We start from the raw sequence: 26,007 nt of genomic DNA on the forward strand, positions 1-26,007 counted from the left end.
AAAGGAGCCTGACCAATGACGAAGAAACAAGTCCGGTTAGCTGTCGTGGGTGGAAACCGCGGCTTCGGATACAGCAAATCATGCGAGTTGTTATCTGATATCGTAGAAGTGAACGCAATCTGCGATCTGAATGAAGCTGTTTTTGCGAAATGGAAACAAACCTTTCCGAACATTCGAACGTTCACCAGCTTCGAGAAGCTTCTGGACGATCCGGACATCGATGCGGTTCTGCTGGCCACTCCGATGCAGGTTCACGCCGCTCAAGCCGTGCAGGCGATGAAGGCGGGCAAGCATGTGCTGTGCGAAGTAGCGTCGGCCATGACGATCGAGGAAAGCTGGGAGCTCGTCGAAACGGTGGAGCAGACCGGCGCCGTTTATATGCTGGCCGAAAATTTCTGCTACACCCGTTCGGCGATGATGATTCGCCACATGGCCGAATCGGGCGTTTTCGGCGAGCTGACCCATGCCGAGTGCGGCTATGTGCATGATGTGCGGACCGCTACGCATGATGCGCAGGGCAACATCAAATGGCGCGGCGAAATGATGCGCGACTTTAACGGTAACAATTACCCGACGCATTCGCTCGGTCCGGTATCGCAGTGGCTCGGCATCAATCGCAGCGATTCGTTCGACTATATGACGACGATCGTCTCGAAGCCGGCGTCGCAGAGCGACTACTTTAGCGAAATATTCGGTCCGGATCATCCGGGCTCCAAGCCAGAATTTTGGAAGCAGGGGGATTCCTGCCTCTCGCTCATCCGCACGAAGCAAGGCGCCGTCATTTATTTGCGCAACGACTTCTCTTCGCCGCGTCCGTTCAACTACTTGTATTACGGGCTGCAAGGAACGAAAGGCTCTTATTTGTCCGGACGGGATATTCAAGAAGAGCCGCTCGTTTGGCTGGACGGACGATCACCCGGCAAGTCGTATCTCGGGAACGCGGTCTGGTCCAAACTGTCCGAATACGCGGGGGAATTCGAGCACCCCTGGTGGAAGAGCGAAAGCGATAGAGCAAATGCGGTGTCGGCCTCCCGGTTCGGCGATTATTTTGTGATGAAAGAATTTAGCAGCGCTATTATTCAGAACCGCTCGCCGGACTTCGACGTGTATGACTCGGTTGCGGTAAGCTGTGTGCTGCCGCTGTCGGTGCAATCCGCCGCCCGTGGCGGATATCCGGCTTCCTTTCCGGATTTCGCCAAAAACAAACGAAATTCGGTTCGAGCGCAGCCGGAGACGGGGGGAGAGAACGGATGAAGCTCGGAATAGGCCTGCACTGCTTGCGTCAAGCGATCGACTCGAAACAAATGACTCCGCTCGAGGGGATCGAATGGATTGCGGAAGCGGGTGGGGAACACGTCGAAATCGTGCCGGTCGGATTCGATCTGCTGGAACAGCCCGAACTGGCTGATAGCATTCGCCATCAAGCGCAGCAGGTCGGAATCGAAGTGTCCAACTACTGCGTTCGGGCCAATTTTATTACGGCAGACGAAGCCGAATACGACCGGGTGATCGATCACGTGAAACGGCATGTCGATGTGGCGTTTCGTTTAGGGGCCAAACGAATGCGGCACGACGTCGCGTCAAGACCGCTTGCGGAAACTTCGATCCTGGACTATAATCGCGATCTGCCGAAACTCGCCGAGGCTTGCCGGACGATAGCCGACTACGCGGCACAGTACGGCATTACGACCAGCGTAGAAAACCACAGTTACTATGTTCAGGCGAGCGAGCGCTTGCAGAGCCTGGTTCATGCGGTCGGTCGCGACAATTACCGGGTAACGCTCGATACCGGCAACTTTTTGTGTGTTGACGAGGACCCGCTGTCGGGGGCGCGAAAAACGATCGGCCTTGCCTCGATGGTGCATCTGAAAGATTTCTATATTCGAACGCCCGATCGAAGCCCGGGCGAGAACCTTTCGGGATGGCTTCATACAGCCGGAGGCAACCGGCTGCGCGGAGCGATTCTGGGGCAAGGCGATCTGAACGTCCGCGAGATGATCAGGCTGATCAAGTGCTCCGGCTACGACGGGCCTATCTCAATCGAATTCGAAGGTGTGGAAGAGTGCCGCAGCGCTACGAAGCAAGGGTTCGATTACGCCAGACGCGTTTGGGATGAAGTGTAAAGGGAAGCGGAGTTATGCTGCTTGTCACCGCGAACGATTGGACGAAACTTCCATAACTTGGATGCGTATACTATCATAGGGAGTATTTTCGTTCAAAAAAGGCGAGAGGTGATGAGTGATGTTTATATTGATATTCTTCTCATTGCTTTTTTTCGTGCCGGGGCTCGTTATGCTGCTGTTCCCTGCATTTTTGTGGGAGCTGAGGGTTGGATGGATGGTGGAAGGCGATTCGGAACCGAGCGATCTCTTTCTGATGCAAACCCGCTTCGGCGGGGTGGTCATTATAGGTGTAGGTCTCTACATCCTGATTAGGGGAATCTACCTAGCTTAACGGGAACGATTCCGGCGTATGGCACAGACATGCCGATGTCTGTGCTTTTTTGTATGCGGCGAAGCCGGATTCGCCGCTAGTATCTGTTGATTTTGCGGAACTCGGACGGGCTGAGTCCCATCGCCTTGCGGAAGACGCGGCTGAGGTAGAAGCCGTTTTCGTAACCGCATTCCGCCGCGATCGTATCGAGGGTCCACTCCGTTTGCAGCAGCAGCCCTGATGCCGTCTTGACCCGGATGGCCGTCAAGTATTGCAGCGGGTTGACGCCGTAGACGCTTTTGAACTTACGTATGAGCTGCACAGGAGTCATCCCGAACCGGCCGGCGACGTCCCGGATTTCGATCGATTCATGGGCATGGTCCTTCAAGTAATGGGCCACATCGCGAATGGATTCGTCTTGCTGACGCATTAGGCCGGTGTCGGTAGATTGTTCCGCCTGCTGTGCGATCATCAGCCAAAGGTCCGCCAAGTAGTGCTGCTTCAGCTTTTGCAGTTCCGAGCTGGGCAGCTGCTGGCTTGCCTGCCTGAGGCAGTCGTAGTTTTCGGTCAGGCGCCGGACTTGGGGCAGCCGGATTTTCCGCAACGCGAGAAGCTGCTGAAGCTGTTGCGGTATTCCATTAGGCAAAGTGAATGTAATGGAGTGGAAGCTTAAAGGAACCAGCACGTTTCGCCAAAAAGGGAGCTGCGGCGGGCATACGACGACGTCGCCGAACTCCGCTTCGCCGTAATGTTCTCCGATCCGATATTCGAACTTCCCCTCCTCTACAGCGAATAAAACCCAAGTGACGTAGGTATCCGTCTCGTACAAAAACTGTTCTTTTTTATGCCAGTATACCAGGTATAAGATTTCCGGCAGCTCTGCGAGCATTGCTTCACCTCGTTCGTTTTCTGAAATTTTGGATATGAAGAAGAAATTATATGAATTCCAATATGATAGCGGGAGGTCTTACTATGTAATTAAAGATATCATGGATTGGGAAGGAGTCAATGGACAATGGAGAGAAACGAAGTGAACTGGCTGGATACGGACCTTTTGATTGCAGGCGGGGGGATGACGGGGGTAGCGGCTGCACTGGCGGCGGCCCGTAATGGCGCCCGGGTTATTTTATGTCAGGACCGGCCCGTGCTTGGCGGGAACGCGTCGTCGGAGATTCGTATGAATATATCCGGCGCGTCAGCGATCGGGAAGATATTGGAGACGGAGCGCAGGGAAAGCGGCATTATCGAAGAAATCGTGCTCGAATGTTCGGTGCGCAATCCGCAGCGAAGCGCGAGTATGCTGGATCTGATCTTGTACGAGAAATGCCGCGCCGAGCCGAATATAACGCTGCTGCTGAACACGGCGATTGTTGGTGCCGATGTCGAGGACTCCCGGATTCGTTCCGTAACGGCGGTGCGGGAGAGCACGGAAGACCGGTTCGCGATTCGGGCTGAGATGTTTGTCGACTGCACGGGAGACGGCAGGCTCGGCTTTGAGGCGGGAGCCGATTATACGACCGGTCGGGAAGGGATCGACGAATATAACGAGTCCGGCGCGAGCCTGAACAGAGACGCTTACCGGCTCGGTTCTTCGCTGTTGTTCACCTCGAAGGATATGGGACGGCCGATGCCATTCACGCCGCCGCCATGGGCCCGCAAATTTTCGGAGGAAGATTTGAAGTTCAGAAATCACAACGCCTGGGAGTTCGGTTACTGGTGGGTGGAGTTCGGCGGCACGCTGGATACGATCAAGGATAACGAGTCGATTCGCGACGAGCTGCTGGCGATTATGCTGGGGGTATGGGATCACATCAAAAATAGCGGCAATCACCCCGATTCCGCCAATTGGGCGCTCGATTGGTTCGGCTTTGTTCCGGGCAAACGGGAGTCCAGACGGTTTCTCGGTCAGCACGTGCTGACCCAAAACGATATTCAGCAGGCGGTGGATTTCGACGATGTGATCGCTTATGGCGGCTGGTCGATGGACACCCATCCGCCTCAGGGGATCGACGCGAAAGACGAGAAGCCGTGCAACCAGCCATTTACACCGTATTTGTATGGCATACCGCTGCGCTCGATGATCAGCCGGAACATCGGGAACCTGATGTTCGCCGGCCGCAATCTGTCCGCTACCCATATCGCTTTCTCCAGCACCCGGGTTATGGCGACTTGCGCGGTAATGGGCGAAGGCCTCGGCACGTTTGCGGCGACGGCGATCAAGCGAAACCTGTCGCTGGAGCGCGCTTGGCGCGATGACGGCGTTGTGAAGGAGGCCCAGCAGCAATTGCTTCGGCAGGGCGCTTTTTTGCCCGGTCTCAAGCTCGAGCGCAATCTTGCGAGGCAAGCCCGGATTTCCGCTTCGTCCGAGCAGGAGGCAGGAGCATGCGGCAATGTGGTCGACGGTCATACCCGCGCCATTTACGGGGAGAAGGGGGTACGTCCCGACCTCACGACAGCTGGTACGCATCGCTGGATGTCGCAGCCGGGGGACGCCCGTCCTTGGCTGGAGCTGGAATGGAAGGAGCCGATTGAGGTTTCCCGGATTACGCTCGTGCTGGATACGGGGCTTCACCGGCTGCTCATGCTGTGCCACCTGGATTCGCTCCAGAAGCATATGCAGTGGGGGCGGCCGCAAGCCGAGACGCTGAAGGAGTTCAAGCTGATGGCGTTTGACGGGCAAGAGTGGACGGAGATCGCGTTTATTCGGGACCATTATCAGCGGATGATCCACCTGCCGGTTGAGCTGAAGCAGTTGAAGAAGCTTCGTCTGGAGGTTCTCTCCACAAACGGGTTGGACCATGCGCGAGTGGTTGAGATCGTTTGCGAGTAAGGAGAAGCGGTAGTCTGTCTTGCTTGTAGGTCTTCGATGGCTCATGCCCGAAAACATGGGCGAAAAATATACTGAAGCTCCGATGAAAAGCCGCATGGATTGCGGCTTTTTTTCGATGCGCGTCATCGAAAGACTTCGATTAGACGCAGGGGCAGGGAAGCGGAAGTAAAAGTTCCGCTAAAGCTGGAAAAACGGTGCTGTCCGGGCTTTAACGGAAGCAAAAGTTCCGTTAAAGCGACCAATAGCTCGAGTGGAGCCGGGCAAGTGGAGCAATAAAGGAAGAGCGGCTTCCTCTATGCAAGCTTAATAAGCTAGTGAAGCGGCGATAACGGAACTGGCGGTTCCGCTGAGACAGCGATAACGGAAGCAGAAGTTCTGCTATCGTTGACAGAACGGCGCTGCCCTGCGAAGAGGAAGTGAAACTGCTGCTAAAAATACCAATGCACTTCATCGAATTACGTCGATAGAAGCTTTTCTTAACGGCTCTGGGCAGGAATATGGATAATTTTGGAGAACTAGGTAAGAAAGTCGATGTAGGAAAAGGAGCTATCTGCCAATGACTACCGAAATAGAGTTTATTACGATACACCCGGTGCATAAACATGCGTTCTCCGTAATCGAACATCCGGAAGGGCAGTACCAGCACATCGGCGATGCGCTGGGCTGCGATTGCATGATCGAGAAGTTTGTCGATGGCTTCATGAGGAAGTACAGAAGCGACGGCAAACAAAACGAAGACTGGTACGGCTGGGATGCCGAGGTGCTCGCTCCGTTCGACGGGATCGTCGAATCCGTCTACCTCAATCCGGTCACGAACCTGGTAGGGGAGATTAATCCGTCGAGATCGAGCAGCATCACCTTTTTAAGAAATGACGGGGTCCGTGTGTTCTTAGGACATGTGCAGAACGTACTTGTAACGGAGGGCGATTCGGTCAAGGCAGGAGACCTGGTAGCAAGAGTCGGCAACAACGGCTACTCCCGAAACCCACACGTCCATATTGGCGCATGGAAGGACAAAACGCCGCTCCAGATCAGATTCGATGCTAGAGAAATGGGAAACTATTTCAAGCAGTTGGGAGACAGGGGGTATCATTGCTGAGTGGATTCAGTTAAAGCCAAATTCGTATAGCGAGGTGTATGATCCTTGCCTGCTTTCGACCGTAACGGTGACATACTTGGCGATTTGTTTTTACCCGATCCTAAACACGCAAACGGAGTCGGTATCGTTTGGTGCCCGGGCTTGCCAAACACCCTGTCGCCGAAGATATGGCGATTCCTCTTGCAAATGCCGGGTATGTTGTTTTGCAAGCCAGATATCCGGGCAGCTGGCAAAGCTACGGAAAGTTCGGTCCTTCAAGCTAAAACCTGGAATTATTGGACGAGCTGGATAATAAACGCTGAGAGCGTTCTAGCCGAATAAGTAGAATTACCGTAGAAAACTAAGGCTCGAAGGGAGAGCGAGTATTGGAAGTTATCATTATTCTAATTGTCGGCTTCATCTGTATAATCAGTTATCTCAGAGCAATACATATCGCTTTCTTGAAATTGCTGGAGAAGAGGTCCAACGACTGACCCTTAAAGCATCCGGCTCAAATGATTCGCCTGTTCCTCCAACCGGTCCGCCGCTTCACGGATACCGGCAAACTCGTCGACCACGAGTCGGATGGTGTCACGACTGTTTTCTATGATGTTCTGAGCCTCTTTCGTGCCGCTGCTGATCAGATGAACGTGGCGGGATATGTTTTCCGTCGTGTCTTGTATGTCTTTGGTCGCCGCGTGTACACTTTGCGCCAGCCGCTTTACTTCCGCCGCGATCACGTTGAAGCCGCGCGCAAACTGGCCTGCGTGAGCGGCCTCGATCGCCGCGTTTAAGGCAAGAAGATCCGTCTGGGAGGCGAACTCCCGGATTAGCTGCACGATCCGCCTAATGTTTTTCGTGTGATGCTCCAGCTCCTGAAGACGCTCCAGACTTTTCCTGTTGTCCCGCACGATATTTTCATATGCGGCAGCGGCCTGCAAGCTTCGATCCGTGCCTTCCACGGCACGGCCGAATAACTGTTCCGCCATGCGCTGAAGCTCGGTCGTCATGGCTGCTGCTGCCTTTTCCCGCGCTGTAATATCCGTCGCAACCTTTAGTACACCCGTTACCCGCTCGTCCTCATCGAAAACCGGCATATATGTCGCTTCCAGCCAGAGGAAATCGCCGTTCCGGCTAACGCGAACGATCTTTTCCTGGAATTTCGTCCCTTTGCGCAAGTTGTCCCATAGCTGCTCATACTCCGCGCTTGCCGCGAATACCGGCGTGCAAAATTGCCGATGATGCATACCGGGCATCTCCGACGCCCGATACCCCATAGCTTTAGCGAACAAATCATTCGCCCACAGGACATCTCCCTGCGTATTGAATTGAATCATCGCAAGCGATAACTCGATGGCGTTTAATACGGCACTGGCTTTCAGAGCTTGCGGCTTCTCACTGGCGGCGTTATTCATGGGTGTCGCGTCCTTCCACAGTAAAATGATACCGGATTACAAGAGCAGCAGGGCATAGGAATGCGGATACCGAGCGTTGTGGGGCGGCACCCGCAATCGAATCAGAAGACCATATCAAGTATATCGCATAACCTGCTCCAGTAAAGGGCGAATTCCAACAATTTATGGACGTTCCTTGTGCTTCAGGGATGAACGCATGATGCGAAATAGTGTGAGTTAAATGGTTTCCTTCACGAGCGATCACATCGGATTCATTGCCGATGTGGCTTTTTTGCGTAGAAAATCGTTTTAAGCTGTTTTTGCTATATCATCAAGCGGTTCTGAGCCGTTATCATCAGAATGATCAATCCCAGGATGGAAAGAGAGGAACCTAGATGACGAAACCGAAACTTAGCTATACGATCTGGTTTTCGCAGCGTACGGGCAGCACTTTGCTTAATTATGCGCTGGCTTCGACCGGAGTGGCAGGTAATCCTGCCGAATGGCTGCATCACAAGCACAATGACCCGGCTGCGTTCAAACGCGAACATCTGGAACAGATGTGGCAATACGGAACAACGCCAAACGGTGTGTTTGGGTTAAAAACAAGTTTCAAGCAGGATTGGATCGATGCTTTCCGCACGATGTTTGAGCTTCCGGAGCATGTTACGAGGGCGGAGGTATGGAGCGCCGCCTTCCCGAACTGCACGAAGCATATTTACATGACGCGCCGCAATAAAGTCAGACTCGCGGTCTCCTGGTGGCGTGCGATCGTCTCCGGCGAATGGCATCGCAAGTTCGGGGAGAAGCCGTTGGAGCACGAGCTTGCAGACAAGTATAACTATGAAGCGATCCATCATCTGGTCTTCGAAAGTATGATGCGCGAAGCGGCCTTAGAGGACTTTTTTTCGGAGTCGGGCATCGTACCGCTGACAATCGTATACGAGGATTTTATTCAGAATTACGAGGGGACGGTCTTGAACGTGCTGGAGTTTCTGGGCATCCCGCTGCTAAATGTTAGCGTGGCTTCGCCGGCGCTGGATAAACTGGCCGATGAGACGGCAGAGCAATGGGTGCAGCGATTTCGCGAGGAGAGCCAGCGGGATTCGAAAAATAAACGTTGGTAACCCGCCCGTAAGCGGTATAATGGTATACAAAAACAGCCGCTTGCGAGGAGGAGGGAACGGCGACGACCACACCAACGACTACGGATGCCTTAAAGGAAGTTACGCGCATTCCCGACAAAACGTTTCCGATCAACGTATTCAAGACGAAGCTGTTTTATTTGCATTGGCACGATCATCTGGAATGGGTGTACGTGAGAAAAGGGCGCGTGTCCATTCAGGTCGATGCTTTTGTCGGCGAAGCGAAGGAAGGCGAGCTCGTGTTCGTCAATTCCAGGCAGCTGCACGCGGCTCATCCGTTGGAGCCGGATTCGCATATGGCGGCAATCGTCTTTAACGAGGCGCTGCTGCGCAACAGCGGTCTGGACAGTACGGAGGAGCGGTATATACTGCCGATCCTTACCCACCGGCTGAAATTACCGGTTATTTTGCGGCGGGACGACCCGCTGTCGAGCGACATACTTGGCGCTGTCTCCCGGCTGATTGACGAGCTGGATAACCGCTCGAACGGGTACGAGCTGTTCGTCAAGGCGGAGCTGTACCGCATCTTCGGCCTTATTTTCCGACATCATCGGGAGCTGGCCCCTCCGGCGAAGACGATGAGTCCGCGCGACTACGCCTTTAACGAGCTGCTGCAAACGATCCGCGGCAATATCCGGGCGAACATGACCGTGGAGGAGGCGGCCCGGGCGGTTAATTTGAGTCCGCATCATTTCTGCACGATGTTCAAGAAGATGACGGGCAAAACGCTGATCGAATACGTCCATCTGCTGCGCATTAACGAGGCGGAACGTCTGCTCAAGGAAACCGACCGCTACATTACGGAAATCGCCGAGCAGGTGGGGTTTAACGATATTACTTATTTCGGGCGCATCTTCCGCAAATACCGCAGCATGAGTCCGACGGAGCTTCGCAAGAACATCAGGTCGACATAGCGGCAGCCCTCCTGAATCGGGAGGGTTGTTTGTTTTGCAGCGTCCCATACAGAAAAAGCAGAACCGGAATATCGTCCGAATGATCGAGAATAACGTGCCTAGCGGGGAAGCGGGCGATTTTCTATGATAAAGAGGTGAAAGCGCTTAATACTCGTACGATTGCGACAAGGGGGAGTAAGCATGAAGAGAACAACCGTGACCTGCACACTGCTGGCCGTCTCCATGATCGGACTGACGGCATGCGGAGGATCGAAGCCGGAGGCATCGCCGCAGGGCGGCCCAAATGACGCGGCCAAGCCGAATTCGGCGGAAATTGCGAATCGTCATGTAGAGCTGAACGTATTTTCCAACAGCGGCGACACCGACGAAGGGTTCAACGACAAGTTCGGCGACGCGATTCGCAAGAAATTCCCGAATTATACGATCCATTACATCAAACGGCCCCAAAACGGCAATGTCGAGGAGCTGCTCAGCGCCGGCACGAAAATCGACCTGATCTGGGATACGATCGGATATTTCCCGGATACGGTCATGCGCTACAACTTGCAGTACGATTTGACGGATGCGGTCAAAACCCATCAGATCGACCTGAACCGGTTCGAGCCGACGCTCGTGGAAGGCATCAAGAACATGTCGGCTTCCGGCCTATACGGCTTGCCCGTGCAAACGCAAAACCTGGTTTTGTTCTACAACAAAGACATCTTCGACAAGTTCGGCGTCCCTTACCCGAAGGATGGGATGACTTGGGACGAAGCGATCGCGTTGGGCAAAAAAGTAACCCGCTCCGACGGAGGCGTCGATTTCCTCGGCCTCGCCGCTTCGGTGCAGCACGTCGCCCGGATGAGCCAATTCTCCCTGCCGGTCCTCGATCCGCAGACGCAGAAGCCGACCTACAACGACGAGAAGTGGAAGCTGCTTTTCCAGAAGCTGTACGTCGATCCAGCCCAGCAGGAGCAGTACAAAAACTGGTACCTCGCGCACAAGGCGAATGAAAACCCGTTCCAGAACGAATTCGTGAAGGATCGCAGCTTGGCGATGTTCGCCTTTTTGTCCAGCTTTTACACAAGCCGGGACCTCGAAAGCATGAATTGGGACATGGTCACCCTCCCCACGTTCCAGGAACAGCCGGGAGTCGGTTCGCAGCATTATCCGGTTTACTTTAGCATCGCCTCGATCAGCCAGCATAAAGAGGAGGCGCTGGTGGTGATCAAATATTTGATCTCCGACGAATACCAGACTGCCGCGTCCAAGCAAGGCTTCATGACGGTGCTCAAGAACGATAAAATCCGCGATCTGACCGACCGGACAGGAGTCGAAGGTGAAAGGTAAAAACATCAAGTCGATGTTCGCCTTGAAGCCGGCTCCGATTCCGGCGAAGACGATATACGATCTGCGCATCGACGCCGTTTATACGCGGGCGATATCCGATGTCGTGCTGGGCAAAAAAAATATAAACGATTATTTGCGCGAAACGCAGGAGATGACCGAGAAAAAGCTCGCCGAGCTGAAAAAATAACGGTCCCGACATCATACGGGTAGGAGAGCAACGAATGAGTTCCTTTGAAACGGAAAGCTTGAATCAATCGATCGATATAATCCGCGAGTTCAAAAAAACAGACAATACGTTTTTCCTCGGAGCCCGAGTGGACCGCATCGACCCGTCAGGCCGCTCCGGCCTGCTGCGCTGGAAACGGTTCGCCAAAAAGCCGCGGTTCGCCTTCAATCAGGGGGACTTCCGCTTCGAGCCGACGCGGCCGTGGACGTTTCCGAACGAATACGCCGAAGAGCCGGCGCTCCCGTTCGAGCTGTCGTTCGTATCGCCGAGAACGGTCCGGCTGCGAGTGAAAACTAGACCGGGCGTTTTGGACAGCCGATCGTCCGTCATGCTGGACGGGGAGCTTCCCGGCGATGAACATGAAAGCTGGTCTCGGTCCGCTTCCGGCGATGCCGGAGAGGGCGGCGAGACTGCGGGCCCGATCGTATGGAGCAGTCCGTTCGGCTCCGTTACGATCGAGCGCGATCCGCTTCGTTTCGTGTTCCGCGACGGGCAAGGCCGCAAGCTGACGGGGACGTATCATTACAGCGACACCACATGCCTCGTCAATTCCGAACCGACACCTTTCTCGTTCGTCCGCTCGACGTCCGACATGCGGCAGGCGCTGGCGGCCAGCTTTTGCTTGAGTCCCGGGGAGAAGCTGTACGGCTGCGGGGAATCGTTCACCCGGCTCGACAAGCGCGGACAAAAAATCGACCTGTGGGTGAAGGATGCCCACGGCGTGCAAACGTCGCAAATGTACAAACCGGTTCCGCTGTTGCTCAGCAGCCGCGGGTACGGCATGTTCGTCCATTCTTCGGCGCCGATGACCTTCGATATGGGCTGTTCGTATGATGAAGCCAACGTGCTGTACTGCGCCGACGAAACGCTGGACCTGTTCTTTTTCTTCGGCCAGCCGAAGGACATCCTGTCCGAGTATACGGCGCTAACCGGCCGAAGCCCGGTGCCTCCGCTATGGTCGTTCGGCTTGTGGATGAGCCGGATTACGTACAAGTCCGAGCGGGAGGTGCGAGAGACCGCCGGGCTGCTGCGGCAGCACCGCATTCCTTGCGACGTGCTGCATCTCGATACCGGCTGGTTCGAGAAAGACTGGCAGTGCGATTATACATTTTCCCCGTCGCGATTTAACGATGCGCAGACGATGATCGCCGATCTGCACCGGCAAGGCTTTCGCACGAGCTTGTGGCAGCTGCCCTATTTCACGCCAAGCAATGAGTTGTTCGCGGAAATTATCGACCGGGGTCTTGCCATTCGCGACGCCGACGGGGAACTGCCGACCGAGGATGCGATTCTGGATTTCTCCAACCCGGAGACGGTCAGGTGGTACCAGCAAAAGCTGGCCGGTTTACTTAAGCTCGGCGTCGGCGCGTTTAAGGTCGATTTTGGCGAAGCGGCACCGCGAGGCGGCCAATACCACTCCGGCAAAAGCGGGTTCTACGAGCACAATCTGTACCCGCTGCGGTACAATCAGGCGGCGGCGGACATCACGCGGCAAACGACCGGGGAGGCGATCATTTGGGCGCGCAGCGCCTGGGCCGGCAGCCAGCGCTACCCGCTCCACTGGGGCGGCGATGCGGAAATATCCGATAGCGCGATGGCGGCGTCGCTGCGCGGCGGACTGTCGCTCGGCCTTAGCGGATTCACCTACTGGAGCCATGATATCGGCGGCTTTACCCGGCAAAGTCCGGAGGCGTTATACCGCCGCTGGCTGCCGTTCGGTCTTCTCGTCTCGCACAGCCGTTGTCATGGCGCTCCGCCGAAGGAACCGTGGGAGTATGGGGACGGTTTCGTCGAAAGTTTCCGTGAGGCGGCCGAGCTTCGCTACAAGCTCATGCCGTACATTTATACGCAGGCGTGGCTGAGCTCGAAGACCGGACATCCGATGATACGCACCTTGTTCTTCGAATTTCCCGACGACCAAACCTCATGGACGATTGAGGACGCTTATTTATTCGGCTCCGACCTGCTGGTTGCCCCGCTTCTGGAGGAAGGTTCCGCCAGAGACGTGTACTTGCCGCCCGGACGCTGGATCGACTACCAGAGCGGACTCCATTACGAGGGGAGGCGCTGGCAAACGATCGAGGCAGGGAACGTGCCTGTCGTCCTGCTCGTCCGGGATGGGGCCATCATCCCCCATGCGGCGCTCGCCCAGCATACGGGAGACATCAACTGGGACGATATCCAATATCGCCGGTTTGCCTCGGTCCCTGAGCGGACCGGGGAATGCGGCGGCTATTACTACCATCCCCTGGAGCAGCGGCTGTACGAGCTGCGAGACGGGAAGGACGGCGTTTACAAGACAGGGAGGTAACCCCGAGATGATCTTGTCGCATAACAATTCGCCAAACAAGCGAAGCCGCAGCGGTTTGAGCAGGGCGAAGGCGCTCATGTCTCTGCTGCTTGTCGCTTCGCTATCCGGAGCCGTAGCTGCTGCGGCTCCGGCTCCGGCGCAAAAAGAAGCCGCTGCTGGTGTCCCAGCTGTACAGAGCGGAACTGAGAGCGTTAACGCTGCCGCTACGGCTACGATTAGCGTTGACGCTTCCGTCTATGAACCGGCGCTCGACCTGTTCCGGCCGAAACGGACGAACGCGAACTATTGGCAACTGGTGAACAATACCCCGGATAAGCAGCAGCTTCAGCCATTCGGATTTCAGGTGTACCGGATGTGGATTCCGATGGACTCCGTCTACAACTATTCGACCGGTCAATACAGCTACAACTACTATGACGCCTATTTCAATCTGGTCGGCTCGATGTCCGACGAGATCATGCTGAACATTTTGAAGGGCGTAGACAAAGTCGATAACGGCACGATAACGCTTCAGCAGTACGAAACGATTCTCGTCAACATCCTGACCCACTATAAGCAGCTGTACCCGAAAATCAAATACGTCGAGGCGCTGAACGAGTGGAATCTGGGCTATAAAAATATCGTGAACTACTCGTACTACGATTTTTATCAGGTGTACGACCGCGCCGTCCGTACCGTAAACGCTCAGCTAACCCCTGCCATTCCGCTGCAAGTGGGCGGGGCCGTGGAAGAGCAGCTTAGCGGCTGGACGGAGCAGTTTTTGGACGATTTTGCCGGCGATCCGAATCCGGACAAACGGCTCGATTTTATTAGCTATCATACGTATATACGCCATGCGAAGCCCATATCGCTAGAGGGGCAGAAGGCAACGCTGCAAGGCTGGCTTGCCGCCAAAGGACTGGACCCGAACACGCCCGTATACGTAACCGAAGCCGGCATCTTCGGCGGCAACGAGCATTCCGACAGCTACGACCGCGACGTGCTGCTGCAAGCTTCCGGCATGGCGACGATCCATTACAAATACGCGATGCAGGGGCTTGCCCCGTTCCATTGGGTGGACCGCCATTCTTCCAACACGATCAAGAACATACTCGCTCCCGATGTGCAGGGCGTGCTGACCCCGTACGGCAACATGATGAAAATGCAAAGCATGCTGAAAGCAAACGGAGTAGCGGCTGCATCCGACGGGCAGAACGCCGACGGCTTCGGCGTATACGGGATTGCTAGCGCGGACAGCAGCGGAGTTGCGGTCATGGCCTGGAACTTCAACTGGTACGAGCATATTTGGACGAACAGCTCGGGGACGAAGAAGTATACCTCGACAGGCCCGGATTACGATACGACTATCGCAATCGAGCACCTTCCGGCCGCGTTCAGCGGCAACAACATCCGGGTAGAACGTTACCTGATCGACTCGGCGCACAGCAATTACCGGTACAATCCCGCGCAAGCCGCTTTTACGAAGGTGGGGGACTATGTCGCGGCGGGTAGCGACTCCTTCCTCAAGACCGCTTACCTGGAAAGGAACGCGGTTACACTGCTCGTGCTGACCCCCACCACGAACGCCCCGACGGAGCCGTAACACCGGTTAACGATCTAGAGATACCGCTGCAATCGCCGAAGCGATGCGGCGGTATTTCGCGTTTTTGGAGTGAGTGAATATCGGGATTCATGACAGCCGGATCGCGGACATACATTTGTAGAGTGACTCTATGTACAAGGAGGTTCGAGCGTGAAGTACAACGAAAATGATTACAGGGGCGAGGTTCCCCGGCATCCCCCCGATCAGGCGCATGAGAAACAGCATCCTTACCGGAAGTGGCCTGCGAACACGTCGGCACCGCTCCATTCGCAAACAGTAGGTCCGAGAGGTCCTGTGCTGGAGCAGGACAGCTTGTTACATGAAACGCTGGAAACATTCGTACATAGCAAAATCATCGAAAGGCCCGTTCACGTGAAGGGCTGCGGCGCTTTCGGCTATTTTCAAACCGTTCATTCCATGGCGGCCTATACCGAGCTTGGCTTTTTGCAGCATCCCGGGCAGCAGGTTCCGGTGACCGTCCGATTTTCCCTCGCCGTCAGCAACAAGGGGACGCCGGATACTTCCCGCAATGTCCGCGGGTTCTCTACGAAGTTTTATACGGATGATGGCGTTTTCGATCTGTTATGCAATCATATTCCAGTATTTCTGGTCCGGGATGCGGTCCGTTTCCCGGAATCGATCCAAGCTTTTCTGCCCTCGCCGGTGAACAATCTGATCGATCCCGAGCGGTTCTGGAGCTTTATCGCCCGCGCGCCGGAAGCGACTCATTTTCTCGTGCGGCTTTATTCGGACGCGGGAACGGTCAAGAGCCTCCGGCACATCCCCGGCCACGGCGTCAATACGTATGTATGGAAAAATGCGCAAGGCGTCCGCACCTATGTCAAGTATCACTGGTACCCGGCGGCGGGCATCCAGTACATCGACAGCCGGGAAGCCGACAAGCTGGCGGGTCAAAATCCAGACTACGCCGCGCAGGATTTATATGACACGCTCGCTTCAGGGCAGACTGTCGAATACGGTCTTTATGTGCAGCTCATGAATCCCGAGGACGAAACGCGTCTGCCCTTCGATCCGCTGGACGACACGAAGGTATGGGATGACCGGTTGTATCCGCTGCTGCCGGTCGGTCGGCTCGTGTTGAACCGCAATCCCGACAACTATATGGAGCAAGTCGAGAAGCTCGCCTTTTCGCCGTCTAATCTGCTTAAGGGCGCAGAATTGTCGGACGACAAGATGCTGCAGGGAAGGGCGAATATATACTGGGATTCCCAGCGGCGGCGGCTCGGACCGGACTTTCGGCACATTCCGATCAACCATCAATCCGACTGGACACCCGACTCGCAGATAACGAGCGGTAGCGGCAGATTCGTAGAAGGACACCTTGTGCGCTCGGAATTGCCCAGGCCTGATAACTTCACGCAAGCGGGCGAATATTACGCCGCACTTCCTCCTATACAACAGCAGCATCTCGTCGACAACCTCGCCGGGGGCCTAGCCGGCATATCCGCCGAGACGCAAAGCGTCGTTCTAAGCTATTTGCACCAGGCATCGGCCGAATTGGGAGACCGGGTCGGTCGGCAGCTTCAAGCTTCATCGAAAGGTTGACGAAAAGGCTTCAGCCCGTGCGGCTGAAGTCTTTTTGAACGATGGTTATGTTAAATTCCAATATTGATTTTTTGCGATAAGAAAAACCGCCTTGATAAAAAGGCGGTTTATTAAGCGAGCGTTTCCCGTTAGTTCAATCATGTGGCGAATTTGTTTGCTAACTTGTGACTTAAAATATCCCCTAGATTTAACCAGGAAATCGGAATATCCGGCTCTCCAATTTCGGTTTTTCCAAAATAACCGTGGCAATCAGAACCTGCTGTAATTAACAAGCCAAGTTCTTTGCAAATGGACAGGCAATCTTCCGTGACTTCAGGAGAATGTGTTGGATAATAACACTCAATCCCATCAATCCCCAAATTAATTAATCTAGTTACTTCTCTCTTAAAATCGTTCCTCTCAGTAACATCTATAACTCTTCCTGGATGAGCAAGAATTGCCTTCCCACCTGCACTGTGAATATGATTACATACCATGCTAACAGAGGGAAACTCCATACAATTATATGATTGTTCGTACTTTGAATAGAATGCAAAGCCTGCTGTCAAACTGTTGGTAATCCCCTTTTCCATGAAATAATGCAATGCCTTCCAACCACCGTTTTTTCGGTCGTAATTATAATTTAAGTATTCCTCTAGAGATATGTTATTGTATTCCCTTTGCATCCTTACTAGGAGCCGCTCATCTATAGACTCAAGAAGCAATCTGTTTTTTTCAGTAAATTCTCTGAACCTTTCATTAGTTAAATCCATTCCATAACCCAATATATGCAGATTTTTTCCCCTATCTAATGCGTCCAGTTCTACACCAGATATGAACAATAGTTCTTTTTGATCATTCAGCTTTTGTATTTCTCTTGAACCTTCTAGCACATTGTGGTCAGTAATCGCTATTAAACCCAACCCTTTCTCTACTGCTATAGCTATAATTTCTTCGGGAGACAATGTTCCGTCGGAAAATAAAGAGTGAATATGCAGGTCTGCAATTTTATGCTTCATTTTAAAACCAGCTCCGTAACAAATTTATATAAATCAACATTCGCGATTGAGGATAATAATCCCTTCTTATGTAACAAAAGCAATAAAACTGAGTATCGAGAAAAGCAAGGGGAATTAGTTGAAAGGGAGAGAACATGTTACTATAACTTCATAGCCACAAACGTATGAAGCGACGGGTCCGTAATCACGATTGGCGATAATGCGGTTATCGGACCGCGAGACAAGACGATATACGAGGAGTGATAGAAGTGGCGCGCGTTTTATTTGTGAACGGCGGCTCGGAAGGACATATCAACCCGACGATCGGAGTGGTACAAGAGCTTATTTCACGCGGCGAGGAGGTCGTGTATTTTTGTATCGAAGCTTTTCGGGAGCGGATCGAGAAGACGGGGGCTACCGTTCGAACCTTTGACGGTCAGCAGTTTATTCAAGCCTTTATCTCGAGCGGAAGGGAATACGCGCTTCAGAGAATTAACGGTCTTCTGCTTACGGCGGATATCGTTTTACCGAGCGTTCTGGAGCAGATCCAGGGTGAGAGCTTCGATTACATGATCCATGATTCGATGTTCGGGTGCGGACGCATGCTTGCGCAGATTTTGAAACTTCCTGCCATCAACTCCTGTACGTCGTTCGCGCAAACAAAAGCGGATTTCGATCGGGTGATGGAGCCGTTTTTTACAACAGTTCCTGCTGAAATCGCTAAACCTGTAAGCGATACGTACCACAGTCTTACAGAAAAAGTGAAGCAAAAATACGGGGTCGAGATTGAATCCCCCTATGAAGTGTTTTGTAATCCTGCGCCGCTTACGCTCGTCTATACGACGAGGGAGTTTCAACCGCATGGAGAAGCATTCGACGAATCCTACAAATTTGTAGGCCCGTCCGTCACTTCGAGCTCGAATCCGGAGCGCTTTGACCTGGCTGCCATCGAGGGAAAACGTCCCATTTACATTTCGCTCGGTACCGTTTTTAACCGCGCGATTGAGTTTTATAAGCTGAGCATAGAGGCGTTTGGGAACACGGACCATACGGTCGTGATGTCCATTGGCGCCAGAACGCCGCTTTCCGATTTAGGGGAGATCCCGGGCAACTTTATCGTCAAACCGTATGTTCCGCAGAACGATGTGTTGCAAAAAACGAAACTATTCATTACGCACGGCGGCATGAACAGTACGCACGAAGCTCTTTACTACGGCGTTCCGCTCGTTGTCATCCCGCAAAGCGCGGATCAGCCGGTCATTGCCGGACAAGTTGCGAGCATCGGCGCAGGGGTTGAGCTGAGTATGCAAACTTTGACGGTTCCCGGACTGCGTGATGCCGCAGATCAAGTGCTAAGCGACTCCTCTTACAGAAACGCCACCGCACAGGTCGGGGCATCCTTTCGGCAATCGGGCGGGTACCGCAGAGCGGTTGATGAGATATTCGACTTCAAATACCGGCTTCAACGGTAAGGAAGTACCGATAAAGGGAGGGAGACGATGTGGCAGAGGTTGTACTATTTCATCACGCATTAGGATTGACCAAAGGCATGTACGCTTTCGCGGATAAGCTTGAAGCAGAAGGACACACCGTGCATGTTCCTGATTTATTCGAAGGTCATTTATTTACAACGATCGAAAGCGGTATGGCTTACGTCAGCGAGGTGGGGGTCGAAACGATTATCGCGCGCGGCGAACGCGCGGTCTCAGCACTTCCCCGCGAGATGGTTTATGCGGGGTTTTCGCTCGGTGTATTGGCGGCCCAGAGCCTTTCCCAAACCCGTGAAGGCGCCCGCGGCGCGTTGTTCTTTGACGCCTGTGTTCCGCCCTCGGCTTTCGGATCCCCTTGGCCTGCGGATATGCCGGTGCAGATTCATGGAATGGACGCCGATCCTTTTTTCGCTCATGAGGGAGATTTAGAAGCAGCACGGGAGCTCGCGAAGGCAGCCCAACATGCCGAGCTTTATGTATATCCGGGCGACCGGCATCTTTTTGCCGACTGCAGCTTGTCTTCTTCCTATGACGCGGACTCGGCGGCGCTGCTTCTCCATCGTGTACTTGAGTTCCTCCGGCGGCTGGACCGTGGAGCCGTTTGCCCGCAGAATACGCTGCTGGATTCAGGCCGAGCTTGACTGCGAGAAACCTGATCTTTATCGAAGTAGTCTGTATAAGGCTTGTTGCGGTAAAAGGTTACTTGGTGCTAGACTATAGCTTGGAAAAGGTTTTCCAGCTGCGGCATTACCGTCCGGATAACGGAGCCGCTCGGATCACCTGGTAGAAGCAAGCAACAAGTCGGGGCGAGGTTGGACGATGCAAAAAAAAGTGGTGCGCAAACATTCCCAGTCGCGGATTGAAGAGATGGTTCAAACGATTCGCGGCGAAATTATAACGAACGTACAGGCGATCGGGACGCATTTGCCGTCGGAAAGCGATCTGGAGAAGCGGTTCAAGCTCGGCAACACCTCGGTCCGCAAAGGGCTCGAGCAGCTTGTCCGGGAAGGGCTTATTCGCAAAATTCCGCGCGTGGGCAATCTTGTCGTCGGAATGCCGCCAGCGGAGGAGGCGACCGTCAGGCTGGGCGTATATAGTACGACCGAACTGGAAATGGATCTGCCTGATCTGCTTGAGAAATTTCATCAGCGGTATCCGAATGTCCGCGTGGAAACGGTGATGATTCCGACGAGCGAGTACGCGGGATACATTCAGCGGCATATGGCCGAAGGAACGCTCGATGCCGCGATCATGAACCACAATACAATCCGGCAGTTTTCGAGAGAGATGAGAGCCGAGCTGCTCGAACCGCTTGCGCCGAATCCCGGTCAATACCCATTCGCCAGCGAGCCGTTTACGGTAGACGGCAGGCTGCTGGTGCGGCCGCTCATTTTTTCTCCGCTTGTCGTATGCTACAACCGCGATCATCTGAAGGAGTGCGATTTGCGCGAGCCGGCAGGAGAGTGGAGCTGGAACGAGCTGATGGAGCTGGCCAGTCAGGTGGCGGTTGACGGAAGCAGGTTCGGCTTTTGCTTCCAATTGTTGTCGCGCAACCGCTGGCCGGTGTTTTTGCTGCAGAGCGGGATCGATTTTTCTCCGGATGAGCATGGGGAGTACCGTTTGCCGGAGGAAGCTCTAACGGATAGCCTCAGCGTATGCCGCAGGCTGGTAGAGCAGACGAACGTATTTCCCGCTATGCTGTCGGGGCTCGACAGCATGGCGATTGAATGGTTCAAGGACGGCAAAGTGTCGATGATCATGACGACGTACTTTTCCCTGAACCATTTGAGGCAAACGGGCATCGCGTTCGACGTGGCCCGTCTTCCGCACTCCAGGGTGAATGCGAATCTGCTCGCCGTCATCGGCGCCGTGGTCAGCCGCCAATCGCGAAGAAAAGAAGCCGCGGTCAAACTCGTCGATTTTCTCGGCGGCAAGGAGGCGCAGCTGGCCATCCGCAGCCGGACGTTCAGCATTCCGGCGCTGCGGGAGGCGGCCGAATGGGTGGGCGAGGCGGATGTGCCGCACCCGGAGCATTTCGGTATTTTCACGGACATGATACCTTCGTACAGGCTGTTGGAACACTTGAAGCTCAGTACCGTCCAGCTCAGGGCGATCCAGAAGCAGTTCGAGCTTTATTTGACCGGTCTGCAGAACGCGGCCGCGATGAGCCGAGGCATGGAACGGGCGCTATCGGAAAACCGGCCTGGCGCATCATAAAAGGCATCCCATACCCAAGACATTCGGGACCCCGTTCCGAGTGTCTTTTTTTGCTGTGGGGGAACGACTCCCCTCCCAGTTTTAATTTAAAGACCATTTAAAGTCGCGATCAAACGTTTTTATTTTCATTGACGGCGCTTTCAAAACGGCTTATGCTAATTATGGGGTCAGTTTGGGGTCAATAAAGCAACTGGCCTTACTTAGGAGAAGAAGAAGGGGAGCGGACGAATGAACCGGGTAAAGATGGGACTGGGTGCCGGGCTGGCCGTACTGCTACTGACGAGCGCATGCAGCTCCGGTAAACAAGGGGCGGCGGACGGAAACAAAGCGGAGGCGGAGAAGCCGAAAGAGCCGTACACGATGAAAATTCTCGCCAACGGGGTGAAGACGGAGGAATTCGAAGACCGGTTCCGAGAGCTGCTGAAGCAGAAATTCCCGCATGTAACGGTCGAGTATTCGCCGGGGGGCAAGGGGGCGACGATCAACGACATGATCGCGTCTGGCACGATTCCCGACATTATCCGAACCGATGTGCCGACGCTCGTTACCGGGTATCTCGATTTGGGGTTAGGCTACGACATGAGGGAGCTGGTGCAGAAGCACAAATACGATCTGAAGCGGTTCAACAACGTATTTATCGACGAAATAGTCGACGTTGTCCGAACCGGAGAGCTGTATGGCTTGCCGGTGCCCCCGTATTTTCCCCAGGCGCTTTATTACAACAAAGATTTGTTCGACAAGTTCGGAGTTGCTTATCCGAAAGACGGCATGACATGGGACGAACTGTACGATCTGGCCAAAAAAATGACGCGCGTCGACGGAGGCGTCGTATACCGTGGCTTCAGCTCGCACCCGACCAATCTGCTGCGCGACAATCCGTATTCGCTGCCGATTCTCGATCCGAACGAGGATAAGCTGGCGAACCCGGAGCGCTGGACGACGCTGTTCAACAACTTGAAGCGGTTCTACGAAATTCCGAACAATAAGATCGAGAGCACCGCCACCCTCGATGGGCAAGCGTTCGCCAAAGGCAATGTGGCGCTTATGACCAACCAGCACAGTGTCTATCTGGTGCTTCCGCCGGAGCTGAACTGGGATCTCGTCTCTTACCCGATCATGCAGGACGCTCCGAAGCTGATGCCGCAGAGGGGACCGGCCTACTGGTCGATTTCGAAGACTAGCAAGCATAAGGAAGAAGCGTTCGAGATGATTATGGCGATGCTGTCCGACGAAGTGCAGATGGAAGATTCGAAGAAAGGCATAACGACTACGCTTGCGAGTAAGGACGTCCAGAAGGCGCTTGGCAAAAGCCATCCGATCTACAGCAAAAAGAACATGGACGCAATCAACTTTTACCCGCCCATCCCTTATACGCCGAAGCGCAAAGCGGGCTTGACGGACATTCCCGGGGTTACCCAGCAAAATCTGCTCAGCCAATCGTTCGTGGACGTCGCAATGGGCAAAAAGGACGTCAATTCCGCGCTCAGGGAGTTGGACGAAAAGCTGAAAGCGGAAATCGCCAAGGAAAAAAGCAAATAAAACGATACCCGGTTACGGGACGGAACCAGGATGGAGAGACGGTCATGCGTTTGAACATAGCGGTATTGCCGCAGCCTGGCACGCAGCATCGAATATTCGGCGAGCCGCAGTGGCGGCAGTTGGAAGTGCTCGGGCGGGTTGCAGCCAATGAGCGGGCCGGGAAGCCCGAGCCGGAAGCGGTTCGGCAGCTGCTGAAGGGGGCGGATATCGCAATCACCTCCTGGGGCTGCCTTCCGTTTACGGAGGAGCTGTTATCGGCCGCGCCGAATCTGCAAGCGATTCTTCACGCGGCGGGGACGGTGAAAGGCATCGTCACCCCGGCCGTATGGGAGAGGGGCATTCGCGTATCGAGCGCGAACGGGCCGCTCGGCATCGGCGTAGCCGAGACGGCTCTCGGCCTCACGATCGCCTCGCTCAAAAATATGTGGAGTCTCGTCTCGTCGACTAGGGCCGGAGGCTGGTACGCCGGAAGAGAAAACGTGCGCGAGCTGTACGAGGTGACGGTCGGCGTCATCGGCGCCGGTCAAGCGGGCCGGCACTACATTCGGCTGTTGCGCCAATTCGGCGTGAACATTATCGTGTACGATCCGGTGCTGAGCGCGGAGCAGGCAGCGGAGCTGGGGGCATGCAAAACGGAGCTGGATACGCTGCTCGCCGAAAGCGATGTCGTTTCGATTCATGCGCCGCTTCTGCCGGCTACGTACAGGATGATCAACCGCGACCGGCTTATGGCGATGAAGGACGACGCCATTCTGATCAATACGGCTAGAGGAGCGATTGTCGATGAGTTGGCGCTTGTGGAGGAGCTTCGGAAAGGCAGGCTGTTCGCCTGCCTGGATGTGACCGATCCGGAGCCTCCGGCCGAAGATCACCCGCTGCGAAGCTTGCCGAACTGCGTGCTGACGCCGCATATAGCCGGTGCGGTCGGCAACGGAGTGAAGCGGCTCGGCCAATTCGCCATTGACGAGCTGAAACGGCTCGTGGCGGGACAGCCGCTGGAAGGAGAGGTTCGTCAGGAGCAGTTGGCCACGCTCGCCTGACGCGGGCACAGATGGGTAAGCGGACCAACGTATACAGGATGTAGAGTGTTGCTAACGCTCTGCGTCCTTTTTCTTATTTTCCGCCATTCATCTGCAACTTTCCGCGATATTTGTCGTACAAGTATTCCAGACTATTCCAAGCAGAAGGAGCGAAACAAATGAAAGGCTGGCTTATTTTGTTCGTCGTTATACTGGTAGTTGTTAGTGCAATCATTGCTCCGTTTTATTTCAGCAACAAGCGGTATCCCAAAATCACACTCGAACAGTACAGTCATCTTGAAATAGGGATGACGGTGGAAGAAGCGGTGGAGATTGCAGAGAAACCGGGTTACTTGGCAAGCGATAAAACGACCACTTTGTACTCTAAACAAGAGTACGAATACAGAGAGAAGTTCCGCTGGACGTTCCGGACCTTATTCAATCCTCCGCAAATCGTTCTGCATTTCATTAACGGCAGACTTGAAGAGAAATATTGGAATAAGTAATGGCGATAAAACGGATTGACCGTAGAGAGGTGAACCTTTTGAAAATCGTACGATCGATTTTAGCTGCTCCACTAGGCATGATATGCCTTGCTGCTCTGCTGACTTCTTGCGCTCTGACCGAAGATTCGACAGACTTGCAAACCGTGAAAGTTCTTTCGTCCGCTCATGCGGAATCTCCGGAAGCGTATACGAACGCTGCCGAACAGATCCCCTATCTGGAGCTGGCCCGATATCCGAACAATCACCGCCTGAAACGCGTAACGTTTACGGGCAAAGTCGTTCAACTCATCGAACGTGGAAATATTACTTCGCTGCGGGTGAACGTGACGAAAGACCGGTCGGTCTGGAATGACACGATCTATGTGAACTATGTGCGCACCAGAGACGAGGAACGGATATTGGAGAACGATCTCATCACTCTCTGGGGCGTTTCGAAAGGGCTGTATACGTATGACAGTACAATGAGAACGGTTGTTACCATACCGGAGGTAGATGCCAGATTTATTACGAATCATGGAAAGGAGACTTAAGCGAAGGCCCTTGTCTGAAGTTGCGACAAGGGCCTTCATTTTCATAGAGGGCGTGAGGGTCCGGGAGGCTGCGTTCACTCGCGGTTCTCCAGCAGGGCCCTATCCCTGTATGCGGACGGGGAAAGTCCGATCATGCGTTTAAACATCCGCGAGAAGAGCAATTGGTCCTGGTATCCGACGGAACGGGCGACTTCGGCGATTCCAAGCTGCCCTCCGCGCAGCAGGCGGCAAGCTTTTCTCATCCGCACATCGGTCAAGTACCGGTAAGGGGACATGGACAGACGCTGCCGGAAGAGCCGGCATACGTATTTGGCGTCGAGCCCGATATGGCCGGAAATATCCACCAGCCCGATCGCATCGGCGTAACGGGCGTTGATGAAGGCGACGGCTTTGCGCACATGTTGGCCGACGTCGGGGCGCAGTGCGGGCTCCTCATCCGCAACGGCTAGCGTACCGAAGATCCGGTACAGCAGCCCGGTAAACAGCAGCTCCTTGGCCGGCTCTTCGCGCAAAGCCAGCAGATCGTGAAACAGCGGGGCAACGGAATGTGATCGATCGGGAAGCCGAACGGGGGTGTTCCCGGCGAGCCCTGCCTGTTTGCATAGACGCGCCGCCATTGTACCGGTGAACCCGAACCACGAATAATGCCACGGCTCGTCCGGGTCGGGCCAATACGCATGGACGGTGTCCGGTATGACGAGGAATAAGCCGCCCGGTCCGATCCTTTCCCGGCTGTCCCCTGCGGCGTAAGTGCCATAACCGCTATGGATGAAATGAAGAATATACATATCCCGTACGCCCGGTCCGAACTTCATGTCCGGCGTGCCAGCCTGCGTACCGACCTCCAGCACCGCAAGATCGGTCAGTCCGACCGGTTTCGTATAAATGAACTCCAACGGATTACGCCTCTTTCTTCTTGTG

The 26,007-nt window shown here is 54.4% G+C and carries 23 protein-coding genes; 19 read left to right on the forward strand and 4 right to left on the reverse strand.

Translation table 11 applies throughout. From position 1 onward, the window contains the following. Positions 1 to 15 precede the first annotated feature (15 nt). The 3 genes from D7M11_RS25230 to D7M11_RS25240 all read left to right on the forward strand — a co-directional run bounded on the left by D7M11_RS25230 (position 16) and on the right by D7M11_RS25240 (position 2,454). Complete coding sequence (locus tag D7M11_RS25230) at positions 16 to 1,254, forward strand: Gfo/Idh/MocA family protein (RefSeq protein ID WP_120750043.1); 1,239 nt, start codon at positions 16 to 18, stop codon at positions 1,252 to 1,254. Continuing rightward, the gene (locus D7M11_RS25235; RefSeq protein WP_120750044.1) at positions 1,251 to 2,123 is read left to right on the forward strand and encodes a sugar phosphate isomerase/epimerase family protein; all 873 of its coding nucleotides are present in this window, start codon (positions 1,251 to 1,253) and stop codon (positions 2,121 to 2,123) included. The genes D7M11_RS25230 and D7M11_RS25235 overlap by 4 nt, the downstream gene beginning before the upstream one ends. Before the next feature lie 118 nt (positions 2,124 to 2,241). Next, positions 2,242 to 2,454, forward strand: coding sequence for a DUF6199 family natural product biosynthesis protein (locus D7M11_RS25240; RefSeq protein ID WP_120750045.1), 213 nt, complete (start codon positions 2,242 to 2,244; stop codon positions 2,452 to 2,454). Between the two features lie 76 nt (positions 2,455 to 2,530). Here D7M11_RS25240 and D7M11_RS25245 read toward each other — a convergent pair whose 3' ends face one another. Further along, entirely contained in the window at positions 2,531 to 3,322 is a 792-nt protein-coding gene (locus D7M11_RS25245) for an AraC family transcriptional regulator (RefSeq protein ID WP_120750046.1), read from the reverse strand. Between the two features lie 126 nt (positions 3,323 to 3,448). Between D7M11_RS25245 and D7M11_RS25250 the strand changes: the two genes are divergently transcribed. Both D7M11_RS25250 and D7M11_RS25255 read left to right on the forward strand, forming a co-directional pair. Next, positions 3,449 to 5,263, forward strand: a complete 1,815-nt coding sequence (locus D7M11_RS25250; protein WP_120750047.1) for an FAD-dependent oxidoreductase — start codon at positions 3,449 to 3,451, stop codon at positions 5,261 to 5,263. A gap of 556 nt (positions 5,264 to 5,819) precedes the next feature. Beyond that, a complete protein-coding gene (locus D7M11_RS25255) occupies positions 5,820 to 6,362 on the forward strand; it encodes a M23 family metallopeptidase (protein ID WP_120750048.1) in 543 nt (180 codons plus the stop codon). Between the two features lie 476 nt (positions 6,363 to 6,838). Here the strand turns inward: D7M11_RS25255 and D7M11_RS25260 are convergent, their stop codons facing one another. After that, positions 6,839 to 7,756: a methyl-accepting chemotaxis protein gene (locus tag D7M11_RS25260; protein ID WP_120750049.1), complete on the reverse strand. Its 918-nt coding sequence runs from the start codon at positions 7,754 to 7,756 to the stop codon at positions 6,839 to 6,841. Positions 7,757 to 8,130: 374 nt separating this feature from the next. Between D7M11_RS25260 and D7M11_RS25265 the strand changes: the two genes are divergently transcribed. From D7M11_RS25265 to D7M11_RS25295, 7 genes are all read left to right on the forward strand, one after another. Next, positions 8,131 to 8,862 (forward strand): Stf0 family sulfotransferase, encoded by a 732-nt coding sequence (locus D7M11_RS25265; protein WP_120750050.1) that lies wholly within the window; start codon positions 8,131 to 8,133, stop codon positions 8,860 to 8,862. A 158-nt stretch (positions 8,863 to 9,020) separates the two neighbouring features. Next, entirely contained in the window at positions 9,021 to 9,794 is a 774-nt protein-coding gene (locus D7M11_RS25270) for a helix-turn-helix transcriptional regulator (RefSeq protein WP_120750051.1), read from the forward strand. A 180-nt stretch (positions 9,795 to 9,974) separates the two neighbouring features. Next, entirely contained in the window at positions 9,975 to 11,123 is a 1,149-nt protein-coding gene (locus D7M11_RS25275) for an ABC transporter substrate-binding protein (protein WP_120750052.1), read from the forward strand. Continuing rightward, on the forward strand, positions 11,113 to 11,310 hold the full coding sequence (locus D7M11_RS25280; protein ID WP_120750053.1) for a hypothetical protein: 198 nt from the start codon (positions 11,113 to 11,115) through the stop codon (positions 11,308 to 11,310). Before D7M11_RS25275 ends, D7M11_RS25280 begins: the two co-directional genes overlap by 11 nt. A gap of 34 nt (positions 11,311 to 11,344) precedes the next feature. Continuing rightward, positions 11,345 to 13,660 carry a glycoside hydrolase family 31 protein gene (locus D7M11_RS25285; RefSeq protein WP_120750054.1) on the forward strand — a complete coding sequence of 772 codons (2,316 nt, stop codon included), beginning with the start codon at positions 11,345 to 11,347 and terminating at the stop codon, positions 13,658 to 13,660. Between the two features lie 7 nt (positions 13,661 to 13,667). Then, positions 13,668 to 15,242 (forward strand): hypothetical protein, encoded by a 1,575-nt coding sequence (locus D7M11_RS25290; protein ID WP_120750055.1) that lies wholly within the window; start codon positions 13,668 to 13,670, stop codon positions 15,240 to 15,242. 150 nt (positions 15,243 to 15,392) lie between these two features. Then, a complete protein-coding gene (locus D7M11_RS25295; protein ID WP_120750056.1) occupies positions 15,393 to 16,808 on the forward strand; it encodes a catalase in 1,416 nt (471 codons plus the stop codon). Between the two features lie 137 nt (positions 16,809 to 16,945). Here D7M11_RS25295 and D7M11_RS25300 read toward each other — a convergent pair whose 3' ends face one another. Then, positions 16,946 to 17,806 carry a PHP domain-containing protein gene (locus tag D7M11_RS25300; protein ID WP_120750057.1) on the reverse strand — a complete coding sequence of 287 codons (861 nt, stop codon included), beginning with the start codon at positions 17,804 to 17,806 and terminating at the stop codon, positions 16,946 to 16,948. A gap of 248 nt (positions 17,807 to 18,054) precedes the next feature. Between D7M11_RS25300 and D7M11_RS25305 the strand changes: the two genes are divergently transcribed. The 7 genes from D7M11_RS25305 (at position 18,055) to D7M11_RS25335 (ending at position 25,086) form a co-directional block, all read left to right on the forward strand. Continuing rightward, positions 18,055 to 19,257, forward strand: a complete 1,203-nt coding sequence (locus tag D7M11_RS25305; protein WP_120750058.1) for a macrolide family glycosyltransferase — start codon at positions 18,055 to 18,057, stop codon at positions 19,255 to 19,257. 29 nt (positions 19,258 to 19,286) lie between these two features. Next, positions 19,287 to 19,916, forward strand: coding sequence for a dienelactone hydrolase family protein (locus D7M11_RS25310; RefSeq protein ID WP_120750059.1), 630 nt, complete (start codon positions 19,287 to 19,289; stop codon positions 19,914 to 19,916). Positions 19,917 to 20,094: 178 nt separating this feature from the next. Then, positions 20,095 to 21,492 carry an extracellular solute-binding protein gene (locus D7M11_RS25315; protein WP_120750060.1) on the forward strand — a complete coding sequence of 466 codons (1,398 nt, stop codon included), beginning with the start codon at positions 20,095 to 20,097 and terminating at the stop codon, positions 21,490 to 21,492. Between the two features lie 228 nt (positions 21,493 to 21,720). Further along, entirely contained in the window at positions 21,721 to 23,031 is a 1,311-nt protein-coding gene (locus D7M11_RS25320; protein WP_120750061.1) for an ABC transporter substrate-binding protein, read from the forward strand. A gap of 44 nt (positions 23,032 to 23,075) precedes the next feature. Continuing rightward, the gene (locus D7M11_RS25325; protein WP_120750062.1) at positions 23,076 to 24,071 is read left to right on the forward strand and encodes a hydroxyacid dehydrogenase; all 996 of its coding nucleotides are present in this window, start codon (positions 23,076 to 23,078) and stop codon (positions 24,069 to 24,071) included. A 158-nt stretch (positions 24,072 to 24,229) separates the two neighbouring features. Then, positions 24,230 to 24,556, forward strand: a complete 327-nt coding sequence (locus D7M11_RS25330; RefSeq protein WP_120750063.1) for a hypothetical protein — start codon at positions 24,230 to 24,232, stop codon at positions 24,554 to 24,556. A 38-nt stretch (positions 24,557 to 24,594) separates the two neighbouring features. Further along, the gene (locus D7M11_RS25335) at positions 24,595 to 25,086 is read left to right on the forward strand and encodes a hypothetical protein (protein WP_147433492.1); all 492 of its coding nucleotides are present in this window, start codon (positions 24,595 to 24,597) and stop codon (positions 25,084 to 25,086) included. A gap of 74 nt (positions 25,087 to 25,160) precedes the next feature. Here the strand turns inward: D7M11_RS25335 and D7M11_RS25340 are convergent, their stop codons facing one another. Beyond that, positions 25,161 to 25,982, reverse strand: a complete 822-nt coding sequence (locus D7M11_RS25340) for an AraC family transcriptional regulator (protein ID WP_158606825.1) — start codon at positions 25,980 to 25,982, stop codon at positions 25,161 to 25,163. Positions 25,983 to 26,007 lie beyond the last annotated feature (25 nt).

Source organism: Paenibacillus ginsengarvi (assembly GCF_003626695.1).
Lineage (GTDB): Bacteria > Bacillota > Bacilli > Paenibacillales > NBRC-103111 > Paenibacillus_AB > Paenibacillus_AB ginsengarvi.